13 protein-coding genes are annotated in these 16,318 nt (G+C 67.1%); 9 read left to right on the forward strand and 4 right to left on the reverse strand.

Annotated elements, in window-relative coordinates; all coding sequences use genetic code 11:
* Positions 1-14 precede the first annotated feature (14 nt).
* Complete coding sequence (locus ACNI3R_RS00920; RefSeq protein WP_426179128.1) at positions 15-1,343, reverse strand: aromatic ring-hydroxylating oxygenase subunit alpha; 1,329 nt, start codon at positions 1,341-1,343, stop codon at positions 15-17.
* A 171-nt stretch (positions 1,344-1,514) separates the two neighbouring features.
* Between ACNI3R_RS00920 and ACNI3R_RS00925 the strand changes: the two genes are divergently transcribed.
* Together ACNI3R_RS00925 and ACNI3R_RS00930 are read left to right on the forward strand one after the other, a co-directional pair.
* Positions 1,515-2,066, forward strand: coding sequence for a VOC family protein (locus tag ACNI3R_RS00925; protein WP_426179131.1), 552 nt, complete (start codon positions 1,515-1,517; stop codon positions 2,064-2,066).
* Between the two features lie 19 nt (positions 2,067-2,085).
* Entirely contained in the window at positions 2,086-2,526 is a 441-nt protein-coding gene (locus tag ACNI3R_RS00930) for a nuclear transport factor 2 family protein (protein WP_426179132.1), read from the forward strand.
* Positions 2,527-2,645: 119 nt separating this feature from the next.
* Here ACNI3R_RS00930 and ACNI3R_RS00935 read toward each other — a convergent pair whose 3' ends face one another.
* Positions 2,646-2,936, reverse strand: a complete 291-nt coding sequence (locus ACNI3R_RS00935) for a helix-turn-helix domain-containing protein (protein ID WP_426179133.1) — start codon at positions 2,934-2,936, stop codon at positions 2,646-2,648.
* Between the two features lie 17 nt (positions 2,937-2,953).
* Positions 2,954-3,316, reverse strand: coding sequence for a type II toxin-antitoxin system RelE/ParE family toxin (locus ACNI3R_RS00940; protein WP_426179135.1), 363 nt, complete (start codon positions 3,314-3,316; stop codon positions 2,954-2,956).
* A gap of 157 nt (positions 3,317-3,473) precedes the next feature.
* Between ACNI3R_RS00940 and ACNI3R_RS00945 the strand changes: the two genes are divergently transcribed.
* Positions 3,474-4,376 carry a TauD/TfdA dioxygenase family protein gene (locus ACNI3R_RS00945; RefSeq protein WP_426179137.1) on the forward strand — a complete coding sequence of 301 codons (903 nt, stop codon included), beginning with the start codon at positions 3,474-3,476 and terminating at the stop codon, positions 4,374-4,376.
* Positions 4,373-6,076, forward strand: a complete 1,704-nt coding sequence (locus tag ACNI3R_RS00950; RefSeq protein ID WP_426179139.1) for an N-acyl-D-amino-acid deacylase family protein — start codon at positions 4,373-4,375, stop codon at positions 6,074-6,076. Before ACNI3R_RS00945 ends, ACNI3R_RS00950 begins: the two co-directional genes overlap by 4 nt.
* A gap of 3 nt (positions 6,077-6,079) precedes the next feature.
* Here the strand turns inward: ACNI3R_RS00950 and ACNI3R_RS00955 are convergent, their stop codons facing one another.
* The gene (locus tag ACNI3R_RS00955) at positions 6,080-8,845 is read right to left on the reverse strand and encodes a TonB-dependent receptor (protein WP_426179140.1); all 2,766 of its coding nucleotides are present in this window, start codon (positions 8,843-8,845) and stop codon (positions 6,080-6,082) included.
* A 192-nt stretch (positions 8,846-9,037) separates the two neighbouring features.
* Between ACNI3R_RS00955 and ACNI3R_RS00960 the strand changes: the two genes are divergently transcribed.
* The 5 genes from ACNI3R_RS00960 to ACNI3R_RS00980 all read left to right on the forward strand — a co-directional run bounded on the left by ACNI3R_RS00960 (position 9,038) and on the right by ACNI3R_RS00980 (position 16,309).
* Positions 9,038-10,600 carry an ATP-binding protein gene (locus tag ACNI3R_RS00960; RefSeq protein ID WP_426179142.1) on the forward strand — a complete coding sequence of 521 codons (1,563 nt, stop codon included), beginning with the start codon at positions 9,038-9,040 and terminating at the stop codon, positions 10,598-10,600.
* A gap of 98 nt (positions 10,601-10,698) precedes the next feature.
* The gene (locus ACNI3R_RS00965) at positions 10,699-11,763 is read left to right on the forward strand and encodes a helix-turn-helix domain-containing protein (RefSeq protein ID WP_426179144.1); all 1,065 of its coding nucleotides are present in this window, start codon (positions 10,699-10,701) and stop codon (positions 11,761-11,763) included.
* Positions 11,764-11,877: 114 nt separating this feature from the next.
* Positions 11,878-12,792, forward strand: coding sequence for an alpha/beta fold hydrolase (locus tag ACNI3R_RS00970; protein ID WP_426179146.1), 915 nt, complete (start codon positions 11,878-11,880; stop codon positions 12,790-12,792).
* Positions 12,793-12,806: 14 nt separating this feature from the next.
* Positions 12,807-15,032 carry a TonB-dependent receptor gene (locus ACNI3R_RS00975; protein WP_426179147.1) on the forward strand — a complete coding sequence of 742 codons (2,226 nt, stop codon included), beginning with the start codon at positions 12,807-12,809 and terminating at the stop codon, positions 15,030-15,032.
* Positions 15,033-15,091: 59 nt separating this feature from the next.
* Positions 15,092-16,309 carry a spinster family MFS transporter gene (locus tag ACNI3R_RS00980; RefSeq protein WP_426180233.1) on the forward strand — a complete coding sequence of 406 codons (1,218 nt, stop codon included), beginning with the start codon at positions 15,092-15,094 and terminating at the stop codon, positions 16,307-16,309.
* Positions 16,310-16,318: the final 9 nt, after the last annotated feature.

The following is a 16,318-nucleotide window of genomic DNA, read 5'->3' on the forward strand; positions in this document are numbered from 1 at the left end:
CTCCTGCGTCAGGGTCAGCGCCGGCCTTCGAGCCAGTCGTTCAGGGTTTCGTGGAAGAAGCGGACGCGCGTTTCCTGCGCCGGCAGATAGGCGTCCTGATAGCCGAGCGAATGCATGCCGGCCTGCATGTCTTCGGCCAGTTCCATGTCCTGATAGACGATCTGCCCGGCCAGTTCGGGGATGCCCCGGCCGCCGTCGAAGTCGCGATGCTCGCACTGCTCGACCTCGCGCAGCGGGCGCACGCCGGCCATGATCGATTCCACCTCGGTCTGTCCCTCGACCGGGAAGGCCATGCACCACAGGTCGAACCAGCATTTCTCCGGATCGTCGGGATGCGGCTCGCTGCGGAAGAAGATCAGGTTGTCCGGCAGGAAGCTGATGGTGACGTTGGGGAAGATCACCGTGTGCGGGCTGTCGGTGATCTCCTCGTCGTCCATATGCTCGTAATGGACATAGCCGCGCTCGCGCCACAGCCGCTTCTTGGCAGCCTTCAGGTCGAGCCAGCCCTGCATCGCCATCTCCTCATAGGAGGCATAGCGCGACGGGTCGATGTCCCACTGGCGCAGGATCATCTCGAACGGATGCTGCACGCCTTCAGGCAGGCGATCGCTGAGCGAGGGGCGCATCGGCTGCACGGTCCGGCCATGGCCGCGCGGCCACATCTCGTGCCGGGCGGTGTCGACATCCTGGTCGATCCACGGCGGCACCTGCGGGTGGGCAGTGCGGGTGTGGTAGCTTTCCGAGAAATTGTCGGTGACGAACTTCCAGTTGGCGTTGAGCGCGATCCGGTACCAGGCGACGCGGACCGCCGTGTCCATCGGATAATTCTTGTACAGCTCGGGCATCGGATCGAGATAATCGAGCAGGTCGGGCGCTTCCGGGTCCATCGTGTACCAGACGAAGCCACCCCATGTGTCGCAGCGCAGTTCGCGCAGGCTCAGCTTGCCGCACGGGTCGCCCTGGGGGAAATCATGCGCGTCCTGCGCCTGCTGGAGGACGCCGTCGATGCCCCAGCGCCAGCCATGATAGGGGCAGGTGATCGCCTCGACCGAGGAGCTCTGCCGCACCATCCGCATGCCACGATGCCGGCAGCTGTTGTAGAAGGCCCGGATCGATCCGTCGTCCTGGCGGATGCAGATCACCGATTCCTTCAGGAAATTGTGGACGACGAAGTCGCCCGGCTCGGGAAGTTCGGCGGTGCGGCCGGCGACATGCCAGATCCGCTTCCACAGCCGGTCCCACTCCTTGGCCGCGAATTCCGGGGAATAATAGCGCTCCCCGCTGATCGGGTCACCGCGCAAAGCCGACGGGTCGCGCCCATCCAGCCTCTCGTCCAGGCTCATCTCTCTCTCCTGCTCCGCCGTCGCGGATATTCGGAGGAAGGTGCGGGATGCAGCCGGGGCTTGGTACTGGCAATAAGGTCAGATCACGGCCGCTACGGCATGGTCCACCTTGCCAGGCCAGAGACGCACCCATCGCAGAGTCGCGTCCGGAGAGAGTGCCAGGAGAGTGATATGTCGATTTCGGTGACCCCGGGCGTGCCCGGACCCCACCTCATGCAGGCGGCCTTCATCGTCGAGGATCTCGACGCGGCGATCGATGCCTGGATCAAGACCACGGGCATCGGCCCCTTCTTCGTCGTGCCCCATATCACCCTGGCCGAGCTCGACTATCGCGGACAACCAAGCCGCGACCTCGACTTCTCGGTGGCCCTCGCCCAGTCGGGCGGGGTTCAGGTCGAACTGATCCAGCAGCATTCGGACGGCCCGTCCGCCTATCGCGACCTGATCGCCAAGGGACAGCAGGGCTTCCATCATTTCTGCATCTACACCAGCGACTATGACGCGACCCGCGACCGCTATCTCGCGACGGGCGCCCAGAGCGCGCTCGACGGCCTCTTCGGCGAGGTCCGCTTCTGCTATATCGACACCAGCCCGACGATCGGCTGCATGATCGAACTGGTCGAGGAACATCCGCTGGAAAGCGCCTTCTTCGCCCGCGTAGCCGAGGCCGCACGCGACTGGGATGGCGTCACCGATCCCGTCCGCCTCGCTTTTCCCGCCTGACCCGAAGGAGCAGACCATCATGCCGAACTGCCCGATCGAAGACCGCCTGGCGATGCAGGACCAGATGATCGCCTATGCCCATGCGGTGGATTCGATGCACGACATCGACGGCATCTGCGCGGTGTTCACCGAGGATGCCGTGTTCGACCTGACCCGCATCGGCCTCACCGAACATCACGGCCATGCCGGCATCCGCGCGCTGTTCGAAAGCGTCTTCGCCTCAATGTCGCACCACGGCCATTATCTGTCGAACTTCGCTGTCACCGCCTATGCCGCCGACCGCGCCTCGATGCGCGCCTATGTCGACGCCAAGGGCCTGGGCAAGGACGGCAGCTCGCTGAACGTGCTCGGCCGCTACTATTTCGACTTCCGCCGGACCGCCGATGGATGGAAGGCGGAACGCTACACGCTGGACCTGCTGCTTCCGCCGGCGGGGTCGCTCGACAAGATCAGGGCGTGAGGGGGAATTAACGGACGCCGTCCTGAGTTACGGAATTACGCCGAATGACGTTGACACTGTAAGCCCTGCTCGCCCTCCTCGATACCGCAGCCGACTTCGAGACGCATAATCTCGAACGATCAGGCCGCGCGCAGTGCCTCGCGGGCTTCTCCCGGCAGCTGGGCGATGACCGAGAGGTAGGCGCTCGCGGTGGCATCCGGCTGACGGCGACCCTGTTCCCAGCCCTTGAGGGTAGCGAGCGGAATCCGGTAGGCGCTGGCGAAGGCCTGCTGCGACAGGCCCAGCCCTTCGCGGATCGCCCGCACGTCGGGAACCTCGATGGTGTGGACGCGCGCCACCTTTCCCTTGCCCTGAGCGTGCGCGGCAGCCTCTTCCATCGCCGCGATCAGGTCCTTGCCAAAGTCCGACATCGCCATGCTCCTTACACTCAATCCGCCCCAGTGGGTCTCGGGGCCTTGATCGTCGCCGCGAAGGCGGCCACCGCCTTCTTCTCGTCCGCGCTCAGGTCCGTCGCCTGCGCCTTGGCGTAAGCCAGCAGCATGTAGAGCGGACAATCGGGGCGGTAGTAGAAATAGACCACCCGCGCTCCGCCGCGCTTGCCGCTTCCGGAGCGCGCCCATCGTAGCTTCCTGACTCCGCCGGTGCCGGGGATCACATCGCCCGCCTCCGGGTTATGAGCGACAAAATCGACCAGCTCGGCCCGTTCCTCCTCGCTCCAGATCCTTTCGGCCGAGCGTACGAAAGTCTGCGTCTCGACAACGGTGATCGGCCGGATCTTCACCGTGACCATATACGTCAATGACGCCCAACGCGCAAGCCGATGCTGACCAGGGTCCCACAGCCCGCCGCAGCTCGGTATTGGGTCTGTCTTCTACTCCATTTGAACCATGCGCTTCTCCACCGCCGCGCCTATCATCCACGCGACTGCCGAGGAGAGGATGCGCAGCATGGGTTTCGAGCTTCGGCCGCTGGGCGGTCCGATCGGGCGGGAGCTTGTCGGGCTGGACCTTGAACGCGACGTGCCTGCCGCGACGGCGGCGGCGGTGCGGCGGGCGTGGCTCGACCATGGCATGCTACTCGTGCGCGGGCCGGGGACCTCGCCTGAGGCGCAGCTAAGGCTCAGCCGCTGCGTCGGCTCGCTCGAGCCGCATGTCATTCCGAAGTTCCGCCATCCGGACAATCCGGACTTGATCCTGCTGACCAACAAGGACGGGCCGTCCGGCCCAGTCTATGATCATGACGGGGTGGCGATCCACGGGCGGATTCCGTGGCACAGTGACGGCGCCTTCGTCACCACGCCCAATGCCGGGGCGGTGCTGCGCATGGTGCAGCGGACGCGCGATGGCGGGCAGACCGGCTGGCTCGACCTCGCCGCCGCCTATGACGCGCTCGACGACGCGACCAAGGCCGAGATCGAGGGGCTGGAGGCGGTCTATCGGTTCCGCGCGGGGCTGGAGGAGATGCGCTTCAACAATCCGGGCGGCCGCCGGATCAGCCCGCGCAACGACAGCTATCCGCATTTCCCCCCGGTCGCCGTGCCGCTGGCCTGGGCGCATCCCGAGACCGGCCGCAGGCTGCTCTCGCTCAGCACGCTCAACATCGACCGGATATTGGGGATGTACCGCCCACGCAGCGATGCGCTGATCCAGCGGCTGATCGACCATATGGTTCAGCCGGCCTTCCATTACATCCATGACTGGCAGGACGGCGACATGGTGCTGTGGGACAATCGCTCCATGCTGCACGCCGCGCTCGGCCATCCGGTCGACCAGATCCGGATCGTCCACCGGACCACGATCAAGGGCACGCAGGCGACCGGACGGCTGCTCGACACGGAGGACGCGGCATGAGCGATTTCGACCTGACGATCCGCGGCGGCCTGATCGTCGACGGCAGCGGGGCCGAGCCTTTCCGGGGCGATATCGGCATAAGGGACGGCCTGATCGCGGCGATCGGCGACGCGCTGCCTCCGGCCGCGCAGGACATCGATGCAGCGGGGCTGATCGTCACGCCCGGCTTCGTCGATCTCCACACCCATTATGACGGGCAGGTGACCTGGGAGGAACGGCTGACCCCGTCCTGCTACCACGGCGTCACCACGGCGGTGATCGGCAATTGCGGGGTCGGCTTCGCGCCCTGCCTGCCCGAGCGGCGCGACTTGCTGATCCGGCTGATGGAGGGGGTCGAGGACATTCCCTATCCGGTACTCGCCGAGGGGCTTCCATGGACCTGGACCAGCTTCACCGACTATCTCGATGTGATCGCGGCGCGGCGCTACGACATGGACGTCGCCGCCTATGTCCCGCATGCCGCACTGCGCGTCCATGTGATGGGCGAGCGCGGCGCCGTGCGCGAGGCGGCGACGGCCGAGGATCTGGCGGAGATGGCGCGCCTGCTGGGCGAGGCGCTCGACGCAGGGGCGCTCGGCATCGCCACGTCGCGCACCTTCTTCCACCGGTCGAGCGACGGGCGGGCGATCCCGACCTATGGCGCGGCGGATGCGGAGATGCTGGCGCTGGCGCGGGTTCTGCGCGCCAAGGGCAAGGGCGTGTTCCAGATCGTCGAGGACGTCCACCTGCCCGACCGGTCGATCGCCGCCCTCGCCGACATCGCGCGCGAGGCGCAGCGTCCGCTGACCTTCTCGATGGGCTGCAGCAACAGCGGGCCTTATGCCTGGCCCGGTCTGCTCGAGCAGCTGAGCGCGGCCAATGCGGACGGCGTCACGGTCAAGGCGCAGCTGATGCCGCGCGCGATCGGGATGCTGCTGGGCTTCGAGCTGACCCTCAACCCCTTCTACACGACCGCGACCTATAAGCAGCTGTCGGCGCTGCCGCTGGCCGAGCGGCTGGCGCGGCTGCGCGACCCGGCGGTCCGCAGCGCGATCCTGGCCGAGCCGGTCGATCCCGATCCCGCGCTGGTGCTGGGTCGGATGGTGCGCCAGTTCGAGACGATGTTCGTCCTCGGCGAACGGCCCGATTATGAGCAGACACCCGAGCGCAGCATCGCCGGCATGGCGGCGAGCCGGGGAATCAGCCCAGAGGCGCTCGCCTATGACCTGATGACCGAGGGCGAGAGCGGCGGGAAGCTCTACCTCGCCATGGCCAATTTCGCCGACGGCAGGCTCGACGCGGTCGGCGCGATGCTCGATCATCCCGACGTGGTGCTGGGCCTGGGCGATGGCGGCGCGCATGTCGGCACGATCTGCGACGCCAGCTATTCGACCTTCGCGTTGACGCATTGGGTGCGCGACCGGCCGCAGGGGCGCAAGCCGCTGGCCGATATCGTGCGGCGAATGACCTCGGCCACGGCGTCGATCGCCGGCTTCGCGGATCGCGGGCTGCTGCAGCCCGGCCTGCGCGCCGATATCAACCTGATCGACATGGACGCGCTGGCCCTGCGCGAGCCCGAGCTGCGCTACGATCTTCCGGGCGGGGGACGGCGGCTGATCCAGCGCGCCGACGGCTACCGCGCGACCATCGTCCATGGCGAGGTGGTCAGCCGCGACGGGGAGCCCACCGGCGCCCGGCCCGGACGGCTGATCCGGGCCTGACGCTCAGAAGAAGGCCTTGCGGAACTCGATGCGGATCGCGCGGCCGACAGGGTCGAGGAAGCTGCCCTGATAGCGCGAGGGCGTGGCGCCGGTCGCGTCGCGCACGCGGGGCAGCGCATCGAACAGATTGTCGACGCGCAGCGAGATACGCGCGCCTTGCGCCCAGTCGGCATTGGCGAGCGCCGGTATCTGGGCAAGGTTGACGAACAGCCGCGCATTTACCTTGGCGAGCGCAGCGAAACGGAGATCGCCCGAAGCCGATCCGGCCGCCGCGTTCACCGTCGTGCCCTGCTGCCAATTGCCCGTCATCCGCAGGCCCAGGCCATTATTGGAATAGGTGAACTGCGCCTCCAGCTCGTGCCGCGGCGTGCCGCCGGTGGCGCCGATCGCGTCGCCGTCGAGCAGGTCGAGCAGCGGCAGACCCCGGCGGATCAGTATCTCCTCCTTGAAGTGCCAGGTGTGGAAGAGCGAGAATTGCAGCCGCCCGCCCTGTCCGCCACCGGGACCGCGGAAGCCGGGGCCTCCGCCGGGTGCGCCCGTTGCCTGCGGACCGCCCGCCTGCTGCTGCCCGTCGGGGCGCGGGGCGCCGGGCGCATCGCCGCCCTCACGCGGCCGGTTGCCTTCGCCTTCGCCGCGTTGCGCAGCCGCCGCCCGCCGTTCGGCGAAACGCCGCGCCATCGCGCCCGATCGCATCGCGTCGATCACCGACTGGGCGGTCTTCAACCGCTTGGTGAAGGTCAAGCCCCAGCGCAGCTGGCTCTGCTCCTGCCGGTCGAAATTGACCGCGCGCGCGTCGATCCGGATCAGATCGCCATCCTCGTCGCGGATGAAGCGATCGGCGAAGGCGGCGGCGATGGCCGGCGTCGGCTCGGGGAAGCCGGCGATCGCGTTGCGGATGCGGCTGTGGACATAATCGGCCGAGAGGGTGACGTCCTCCTTGAACGGCTTGAGCGTGAAGCCGAGCTTCATCACGCGGCGGCGATCGGCGAGCAGATCGGGATTGCCCCCGCCCAGCTGCGCGATGTCGACCGTCACGCCGCGCAGATAATCATAGGTCCTTACGTCGGGCGTGAGCACTTGCGGGTTACCCAGCTGCTGCACCGATGGCGCGCTGCGATCATGGGTCATCGAGAAGATCAGGCTGATCCCGTCGCGCGGCTTCCACGTCGTGCCATAGCCATAGGCGCCGAGCGCGCCGAAGTCGGAATAGCGATCTACCGCCGCGTTGACGTTGATCGACAGATCGCCGATCGCCGGAAGGACGTCGTTGCGCCGGCTGGTCAGGGGCAGATCGAGGCTGACGCGGCCGTTGACGTCGGTGCGCGACAGGTCCGCCGCACTGAGGATGCCCGAGCGCGTCGACCGGCTGCCGAGGCCGAGCGCGCTGAACCCGCCTTTGAAGCTGGCGTTGAGCGGCCCCGCCGGCAGGTCGAGCAGCGGACCGTTCGCGACCAGCTGGATGTCGCCGCTGTCGGAGGTCGATCGCGCCCGGTCGACGATGCGGCTGTCGAGATAGCCGCTCGCGATCGAACCGAAGGGATTGACCGACGCATCGCCCGCGAGAATTGCGCCCTGCAGGTCGGTCAGATCATAGCCGCGCCAGGTCCGCGTGCGGCTGACGACATGGTCGTAATTGCCGGTCAGCGACAGCTTCCACTTCGCCACATCCTTGTCGAGCGAGAAGCCGAGATGCCCGGTCCAGCCCGAACTGGCCTGCGTCAGCGGATCATCGCCGAGATAGCGCAGCAGCGAGACGTCGCTCCCGAAGGGCGAGAAGGGGTTGGATGCCGGCAGTTGAAGCGCCGATCCGGGCAGGCCGCGCAGGCTGTCGCTGTCCGAGATGTTGAGATTGGCGTTGAGCGTCGCCGCGACAGTGTCGAGGATCGTGCGCGAATAGACGCTGTTGACGTCGAGCGTCCGGGTGCGCGGGCGGATCGTTCGGAAGCGGCCGACATCGCTGCTGTTCGGGCGGTTGGCGCCAGCGACGAAATCGGACAGCGCCGGAGCGCCGGACGCCGCATTGGCGGGGACGCCCGCCACGGTGACGGGCTGACCCGCGAGGATGCTGAGCGCCGGATCGATCTCGGCCCCGCGCGTCGCCGCCTCGACATTGCCGACCGCATCGAAGCTGCGTCCGCTGCGCGAGATCAGGTTGCGCTCCGCCTCGGTGATGGCGGCGCTCTCCTCATATTCGAGATTGACGTTGAGCCGCTGGTCGCGGCGGATGTGGAGCAGGTTGATCTCGGCTTCGCCGGTTCCAGCACCGCCCCGCGTCGAGAGCCCGCCCTCGGCTTCCACCGTGACAGCGCGGAAGCGGCGGCGGAGCACGATGTTCACCACGCGCTGGTTGGCGCTGTAGCCATATTTGAGCGCGACCTCCTCGGGCAGGATGTCGACCCGCTCGATCGCCTCGGTCGGAATGTCGCGTATCTCGCGGAAGCCCGAAATCCGGCGGCCGTTGAGCAGGGTCACCGGCTGCTCGCCGCCCCGCCCCTGCCCGCTGCGGGTCTGGGGCGCCAGTTCGTCGAGCAGTTCGGCGATCGAGTTGACGCCCAGCGCGCGGACGTCGCCGCCGTTCAGCTGCTGGATCGGGGGGATGTCCCCCGTCACGGCGCCGCGCTGGCGCTGGCCGGTCACCAGGATCGGGTTGCTGTCCTCATAATCGGCTTCGTCGCCGGCCTCGGCGGAGCGATTTGCGACGCTGGATGGAGCAGACTGCTGGGCCGGGGCGACATCCGCCACCGCCAGCGCAAGCCCCAAAGCCGCCATGCTCCCAGACCCCAACCGAACCATGCTCAAAATCTGCTCCCATGCCGAATGCTGTTCGTCCTCTTAGCGACGGTTTCTGACGGGAAATGTCAGTCCTGCAACATAGGTAAGGGTTCAGGCCATTGTTTCGCTTTCGATGCCGTGATCCATAGTTTACTTTACGGCAAGGCGTGCTGCAGGGGTGCCACCGCGATGTTCGAGATGCTTCGGGAATTGGCCAGCGGCCGTTACGCGCCGCATGGCTATTGCCTCCTATGGGACCCCTGGCTGGTCTGGACGATGGCGGTTTCCGATGTGCTGATCGCGCTCGCCTATTTCTCGATCCCGGTGGCACTGGTCTTCTTCGTTCGTCGGCGCCGCGACGTCGCCTTTGGCGGGATCTTCTGGCTCTTCGCCCTGTTCATCACCGCCTGCGGCCTGACCCATCTGGTGGCACTGTGGAATCTCTGGAATGGCGCCTATGAATTGGAGGCGCTGGTCAAGGCGGTCACCGCGATCGCCTCGGTACTGACGGCGATCATCTTGTGGCCGCTGCTCCCCAAGGCTATCGCGCTTCCCTCGCCCGCCAAGCTCCGCGCCGCCAATGCAGCGCTGCGCGAGGAGATCGTCCAGCGCGAGAAGGCCGAAGCCGCGCTCGTCCAGTCGCGCAAAATGGAAGCGATGGGCCAGCTGACCGGCGGCATCGCCCATGATTTCAACAATTTGCTGCAGGTCGTCGGCGGCAGCCTCGACCTGATCAGTGCGCGCTCGCGTAGCGACGAGCGTCTGCAGCGGCTGAGCGGTTTGGCCCTGGCCGCGCTCGAACGCGGCCGGCGCCTGACGAGCCAGCTCCTGTCCTTTTCGCGCATCCAGCGGATCGAACTGCGAACCGTGCGCCTCGACGAGATGCTCGTCGGCCTCAAGGAACTGCTCGCACGGACGATCGAACCCGCCATCACCCTCGAATTCCGAACCGAAGAAGCGCCGGAAGCGGTGCTGACCGATGCGGTCCAGCTCGAACTTGCCTTGCTCAACCTGGCCCTGAACGCGCGCGACGCGATGCCAGAGGGCGGGCGCCTGACGATCACCGTCGAGGGCGTCTCGATTGTCGGCCGCGACGACATCGCCGACGGCGATTATGCGGCGATCAGCGTGGCCGACACCGGCACCGGCATGGACGAAGTCACGCTGTCGCGCGCCTTCGAGCCCTTCTTCACGACCAAGGCGATCGGCAAGGGCTCGGGCCTGGGGCTGAGCATGGTGTTCGGCATGGCCCGACAGAGCGGCGGGACGGTGACCATCGCGTCCGAACTGGGCGAGGGGACCAAGGTCACCATTTGGCTGCGCCAGGTCCCCCCCGCGGCCACTGCCGGCATGGAGCAACGCAGGGCGACGGACGTTCAGGCCGAGGGCTTGCAAGGTCTCCGCGTCCTCGTCGTCGATGACGAACCCATCGTTCGCGAAGTGGTGGCCGACATGCTGGCCGATCTCGGCTGCAAGGTGACCGTCGCCGACAATGGCCGCGCGGCGCTGGAGCTGATCGAGCGCGATACGCCGACGGCGCTCGTCCTCGATTTCGCGATGCCCGACATGAATGGCGCTGAGGTCGCGGAGGCCGCCCTGCGGCTGCATCCGATGATCCGGATCGTCTTCGCAACCGGCTTCGCCAAGTCCGACGCGATCGAGGCGGTGCTGGGCGACCGCGCGATCGTCCTGCGCAAGCCCTTCTCCCCCAACTCGCTGGCCCAAGCGCTGCGGGCCGCACTCGGCCAGTGACGCTTGCAGCCAAGACATTGGCTCCGTGACATTGCCCCCATGACATTCGCAATGTCCCGGCCTTGATCCCGGCCGCCGGGCGGGACAATGCTGCCGGGGTGAAGGACTATACCCTCTCTCGCCCGGACTCGCGCCTGTCGCCCCCCTCGCTGTCGGCAGCGTCGGTGCGTCCGCTGCTGGCGATGATGGAGGCGAGTGGCCTAGCGCCCGCCGCCATATTGCGGCGCGCGGCGCTGCCCGCCGGGCTGTTCGATGCGGAACCCGCGACCGCGCTGCGCCTGTCGGACTATTTCCGGATCTGCGAGCAGATGGCGCTGCAAGGCGGCGACGAGAGCTGCCATGTGTCGCTCCGGCCGCTGATGGTGGGCACGTCGGATCTGGTGCAATCGCGCCTGCGCGGCTGCGCCACGATCGGCGAGGTGATGGAGGTGCTGGCGAGCAGCTACAACATCATCCACGGCCACCGCTATAATCAGGTCCAGCGGCGCGGCGGCGGCATCAGCTACATCATCGACGATGCCGATTTTCCCTATGCGCTCGATCCGGACGACGCCTTCGTCATCCTCTCGCTCGAATGCCTGCTGGTCTATGTCCACGTCCTGATCGCCTCGCTGGCGCCGCCGGGCGCGTCGGTCAGGCTGCGGTCGGTTCGCACAAGAGGACCTTCGGGCGAGCGCGGGCATCTCGGCTTCCTCGGAGTGACGATCCGGCCAGTCGCCGGCGTGTTCGGCCTCGACTATGACAGCGCGACGGGTGCGCTGCCGGCGGCCACGGCCGGCAGCCCGGTCCTGTCCGCGCGGACCATCTATGGCGGCGTCGCGGACATGCTCGACCGGCTCGACATGATGGCGCCCGACAGCCTCGACATCGTCGCCCGTGTCGAACGCGAACTCGCCGCCGGACGCTTCGAACAGGGCGAAGTCGCAGCCGCAATGGGGGTCAGCGTCGCGACCCTCCGCCGCAGGCTCGGCGAAAGTGGCACCGCCTTCCGCGACGTGCGCTCAACCTTCCTCAACCGTCAGGCCCGTGCCGCGCTTGCGGAAGGGCTCAGCATCGCCGACGTGGCGGAAAGCCTCGGTTTCTCGGACGGAAGAAGCTTCGCCCGCGCCTTTCGCCAGTGGAATGGCATGGCCCCCGGAGACTATCGCGACACAGCCAGCTGAGCGAAATTGTCCTATAGAAGTTGATCCGAAGCGTCATCGACAGCGCCCGCCCCCGGCTTATCCTTTGGGCATGAAAGCGGATCATATCCGCGTACAGGGAGCAGGATCGTCTTGATGGCACGCCATCATCTTGTCGTTGCAGCATTGGCGGCCGCCTGTCTGGCGGGCGCGGGCTTCGCGCATCCGGGCCATGCCGCCGACAGCACAGTGCCCGCTCCGGCGAGCGCCGATAGCTTCCTGACGGTCGACGGCGTCCGCTTCCGCCTGCGCGACGAAGGGCCGCGCGACGCACCGGCGATCGTCCTGATCCACGGCTTCACTTTCAGCCTCGACAGCTGGGATGCCTGGGCGGCGGACCTCTCGCGCGACCATCGCGTGATCCGGTTCGATCTGGCCGGCCATGGGCAGAGCGGCGCCGATCCGCGCCAGCGCTACGATACCGCCACCCGCGTCCGCCAGCTCGGCCTGCTGCTCGACGCGCTGCGCATCCGGCACGCGATCGTCGCGGGCAACAGCTTCGGCGGCCTCGTCGCGTGGAATTTCGCCGCAGCCGATCCGAAGCGGGTCGATCGCCTCATCCTCGTCGACAGCGCCGCCTTCTCGATCAACGGCGTGACCCAAAAGCCGGTCCCCGTACCGCCTGCGATGCGTGCCTATCTGCTCGACCCGAGCCCGGCTGCCGTCGCCTTTTCCGCTGCCGCGATCTTCGCCCATACCGAGCGGCTGGCCCCGGCGCGGCTCGCCCAGATGCGCGCGCTGATCGCCCGCAACGGCCCGGCACTGGTCGCCCATCTCGAGCAGTTCACCCTGCCCGACCCCAAGCCCGCGCTGGCGACCATCAAGGCACCCACGCTGATCCTGTGGGGACGCGCCGACAAGGTGGTTCCGGTCGCGCAGGCCGGCCAGATCGCAGCGGCGATCCCGGGCTCGAAACTCATCATCTACGACGATGTCGGCCACGCCCCCCAGGAGGAGGCCGCCGCCGCCAGCATCGCCGACATCCGCACATTCTTGAACGACAACAAATGACCAGGGAGACTCTCATGAACACCAGGACCAGGATGCTCGCACTCCTCTCCGCCGCCACGATGCTCGGCGGAATCGCGCTGCCGTCGGCCGCGCTCGCGCAGGCCGATGCGGCCCCGGCGGAAGCGGCGAACGAGGGCAATGGCGAGATCGTCGTCACCGCCCGCCGCCGCGAGGAAAGCCTGATCGACGTGCCGATCTCGGTCACCGCGATCAGCGGCGACGCGCTCACCCGCACCGGTGCGGTCGACATCACCGCGCTGCAGGACAAGGCGCCGAACATGACGCTGCAGGTCGCGCGCGGCTCGAACAGCACGCTGATCGCCTTCATCCGCGGGATCGGCCAGCAGGACCCGGTGTGGGGCTTCGAACCGGGCGTCGGCCTCTATGTCGACGACGTGTACATCGCCCGTCCGCAGGGCGCGGTGCTCGACATCTTCGACATCGACCGGGTCGAGGTTCTGCGCGGGCCACAGGGCACGCTGTACGGCCGCAACACGATCGGCGGCGCGATCAAATATGTCACCCGCCGCCTGGGCGATCAGTTCGAAGCGAAGATCCGCGGCTCCTATGGCAGCTATGACCAGCGCGATATCGTGGCGTCGGTCACCCTGCCGATCACCGAGGGTTTCGCGGTCGGCGGAGCCTTCGCCTATTACAAGCGCGACGGCTTCGGCAAGAACCTCTTCACCGGCGCCGACCAGTATAACAAGGACGTGATCGCGGGCCGCGTCTCGGCCGAATGGACCGGCACCGACCGCCTGTCGATCCGCGTCGCCGCCGACTATACGCGCGACGATTCCAACCCGCGCCACGGCTATCGCCTGCTGCCCAACGGCGCGCTGCCGGCCTTCCAGCCGATCGGCGACGTCTATGACACGCGAGCCGGGGTCGGCGACGACAACCGCGTCGTCACCAAGGGCATTTCGGGCACGATCGAATATGAGCTGAGCGATGCGGTCACGCTCAAGTCGATCAGCGCCTATCGCAAGGGCCACACCGACACCGTCATCGACTTCGACGGCACGCCCGGTCCGGTGCTCGACATCCCCTCCTTCTACAAGGACAACCAGTTCACCCAGGAGGTCCAGGCACTGATCCAGACCGATCGGGTGCAGGGCGTCGTCGGCCTCTTCTATCTCGACAATTCGGCGTCGGGCGCGTTCGACACAGTGATCGGCAACGCCAATCTGACGACGCTGACCTCGGGCAAGGTCTCGACCAAATCCTATGCGGCCTTCGCCGACTTCTCGGTCGACGTGACCGACCGCTTCTCGGTCTCGGTCGGCGGCCGCTACACCAGCGACAAGCGCGAAGGCACCGTGTTCCGGGCCGATTATCTGGGCATCCGTTCGCCGCTGTTCGGCCGGCCGACGGCGGTCCCCTTCCGCATCCGCACCAACTACACCAATGACCGGACAGACAAGAAGTTCACCCCGCGCCTGTCGCTCAGCTACAAGCCGGTCGAGGATGTGAACCTCTATGCGTCCTGGTCACGCGGCTACAAGTCGGGCGGGTTCGATCCGCGCGGCGACGCCATCTTCACGCCGGGCACGGTCAACGGCTACAAGCCCGAAACCGTTACCGCCTATGAGGCCGGCATGAAGGGCGCCTTCCTCGATCGCACGCTGTTCGTGAACGCAGCCGGCTTCTATTCGCGCTATCGCGACCAGCAGGTGACGACGCAGTTCCTGTCGGGCACCACTGTCGTCTCCTCGGTCGACAATGTCGGAAAGTCGCGCATCTATGGCTGGGAACTGGAAGTTCGCGCCGTTCCTGACCGCGATTTCCAGGTCAATGCCTCGATCGGCTACACAAACGCCAAGTTCCAGCAGTTCCTGACGCTCGATCCCGTGACGCTGACGGTCAAGGATTTCGCCGACCAGCGCGTCTTCCAGAACACGCCGAAATATACGGCGAACGTCTCGGCGACACTGGGCAAGGACGTCGACGGGGTGGGCCGCTTCACGATCACCCCGGCCCTGTCCTTCCGCAGCGCCTATTCGCTGTTCGAGGTACCCAATCCGGTGCTCGATCAGAAGGCCTATGAGCTGGTCGACGTCTCGATCGTGTGGACCTCGCCCGACAAGCAGTTCTCGATCTCGGGCCATGGCCGCAACCTGTTCGATCGCAGATATCGGATCGGCGGCTACAACTTCCCGGGCGCGCTGCTGGGCAATTCGGTGATCGGCTTCTATGGCCCGCCGCGGACCTTCACCATCACCGGCGAGGTACGGTTCTGATCGGGACCTCTTTCCCCGGGGGTGGCGGGGCGGTGAAAGCCGCCTCGCCCGCTCTCGTCATGGCGATGCTGCTGCTCGCCTACACGCTCAACTTCATCGACCGGCAGATCATCGGCATTCTCGCGGTGCCGATCAAGGCGGACCTGGGGCTCAGCGATGCGCAACTCGGCCTGATGGGCGGGCTCGCCTTCGCGCTGTTCTACACCGGCCTGGGCATCCCTATCGCGATGATGGCAGACCGCTACGACCGGTCGCGGATCATGACCGCGGCCCTCGCGCTGTGGAGCCTGATGACCGCGCTCTGCGGCCTTACCCAGAATTTCTGGCAGCTGTTCGTCGCCCGCCTGGGCGTCGGTGTCGGCGAGGCGGGTGGCGTCGCCCCGGCCTATACGCTGATCGGCGACCTGTTCCCGCCCGAGAAGCGTGCGCGCGCACTCGCGCTCTATTCTTTCGGCATTCCGATCGGCAGCGCGTCGGGCATCGTTTTCGGCGGGGTCATCGCCACGCTGATCGACTGGCGCTCTGCCTTCTTCATCGTCGGCTTCGCCGGCCTGTTGCTTGCCCCGCTGTTTCGCCGGATCGTCCGCGACCCGCGCGGCGACCGCCCGGCGGGCACCGCGCACGTCACGCTCGGCGCGGTCCTCCGCCTCCTGTTTCGCAAGCCGTCCTTCTGGCTGCTCAGCATCGGCGCGGCCTGTTCGTCGATGATGGGCTACGGCCTGTTCTTCTGGCTGCCGAGCTTCCTCGTGCGCAGCTTCGGGCTCAGCCTGCTCGACGCCTCGCTCGGCTACGGCGCGATCCTGCTGACTGCCGGTCTCGCCGGCATCTGGATGGGCGGCGCGCTGTCGGACGGGCTCGCGGACCGGTCCAAGGCCTATTATGCGCTGGTCCCGGCCTTCGCCTTCATCGCCACCATCCCCTTCTACGCGATGGGCATTTCCGCGACGTCGCTGACCGTCGCGCTGGCCTTCCTGTTCGTGCCGACCGCGCTGGGATTGGTGTGGCTCGGGCCGGTCGTGGCGGCGGTGCAGGCGGTGGTGCCGCGCGACATGCGCTCGACCACCTCCGCGATCTTCCTGTTCGTCAACAATCTGATCGGGATCGGCGTCGGCACCCCGGCGATCGGATGGATCTCAGATCTGCTCAAGGCGCGCTACGGCGACGAGGCGCTGCGCTACGCGATCCTGTCGGGCACCGCCTTCTATGTCGCGGCGACCATGTTCCTCCTGCTCGCGGCGCTGCGCCTTCCGCGCGACTGGCACGGGGAGGAGGACTGAAGCCGGCTC

The sequence above is a fragment of the Rhizorhabdus antheiae genome, assembly GCF_049889055.1.
Lineage (GTDB): Bacteria > Pseudomonadota > Alphaproteobacteria > Sphingomonadales > Sphingomonadaceae > Rhizorhabdus.

What these genes read in the sequence shown, in the direction of transcription:
- ACNI3R_RS00920 (WP_426179128.1), bottom strand. Translation starts at nt 1,343, where the DNA reads ATGAGCCTGGACGAGAGGCTGGATGGGCGCGACCCGTCGGCTTTGCGC.
- ACNI3R_RS00930 (WP_426179132.1), top strand. Translation starts at nt 2,086, where the DNA reads ATGCCGAACTGCCCGATCGAAGACCGCCTGGCGATGCAGGACCAGATG.
- ACNI3R_RS00950 (WP_426179139.1), top strand. Translation starts at nt 4,373, where the DNA reads ATGAGCGATTTCGACCTGACGATCCGCGGCGGCCTGATCGTCGACGGC.
- ACNI3R_RS00945 (WP_426179137.1), top strand. Translation starts at nt 3,474, where the DNA reads ATGGGTTTCGAGCTTCGGCCGCTGGGCGGTCCGATCGGGCGGGAGCTT.
- ACNI3R_RS00955 (WP_426179140.1), bottom strand. Translation starts at nt 8,845, where the DNA reads ATGGCGGCTTTGGGGCTTGCGCTGGCGGTGGCGGATGTCGCCCCGGCC.
- ACNI3R_RS00970 (WP_426179146.1), top strand. Translation starts at nt 11,878, where the DNA reads ATGGCACGCCATCATCTTGTCGTTGCAGCATTGGCGGCCGCCTGTCTG.
- ACNI3R_RS00960 (WP_426179142.1), top strand. Translation starts at nt 9,038, where the DNA reads ATGTTCGAGATGCTTCGGGAATTGGCCAGCGGCCGTTACGCGCCGCAT.
- ACNI3R_RS00940 (WP_426179135.1), bottom strand. Translation starts at nt 3,316, where the DNA reads ATGGTCACGGTGAAGATCCGGCCGATCACCGTTGTCGAGACGCAGACT.
- ACNI3R_RS00980 (WP_426180233.1), top strand. Translation starts at nt 15,092, where the DNA reads ATGGCGATGCTGCTGCTCGCCTACACGCTCAACTTCATCGACCGGCAG.
- ACNI3R_RS00925 (WP_426179131.1), top strand. Translation starts at nt 1,515, where the DNA reads ATGTCGATTTCGGTGACCCCGGGCGTGCCCGGACCCCACCTCATGCAG.
- ACNI3R_RS00975 (WP_426179147.1), top strand. Translation starts at nt 12,807, where the DNA reads ATGAACACCAGGACCAGGATGCTCGCACTCCTCTCCGCCGCCACGATG.
- ACNI3R_RS00935 (WP_426179133.1), bottom strand. Translation starts at nt 2,936, where the DNA reads ATGTCGGACTTTGGCAAGGACCTGATCGCGGCGATGGAAGAGGCTGCC.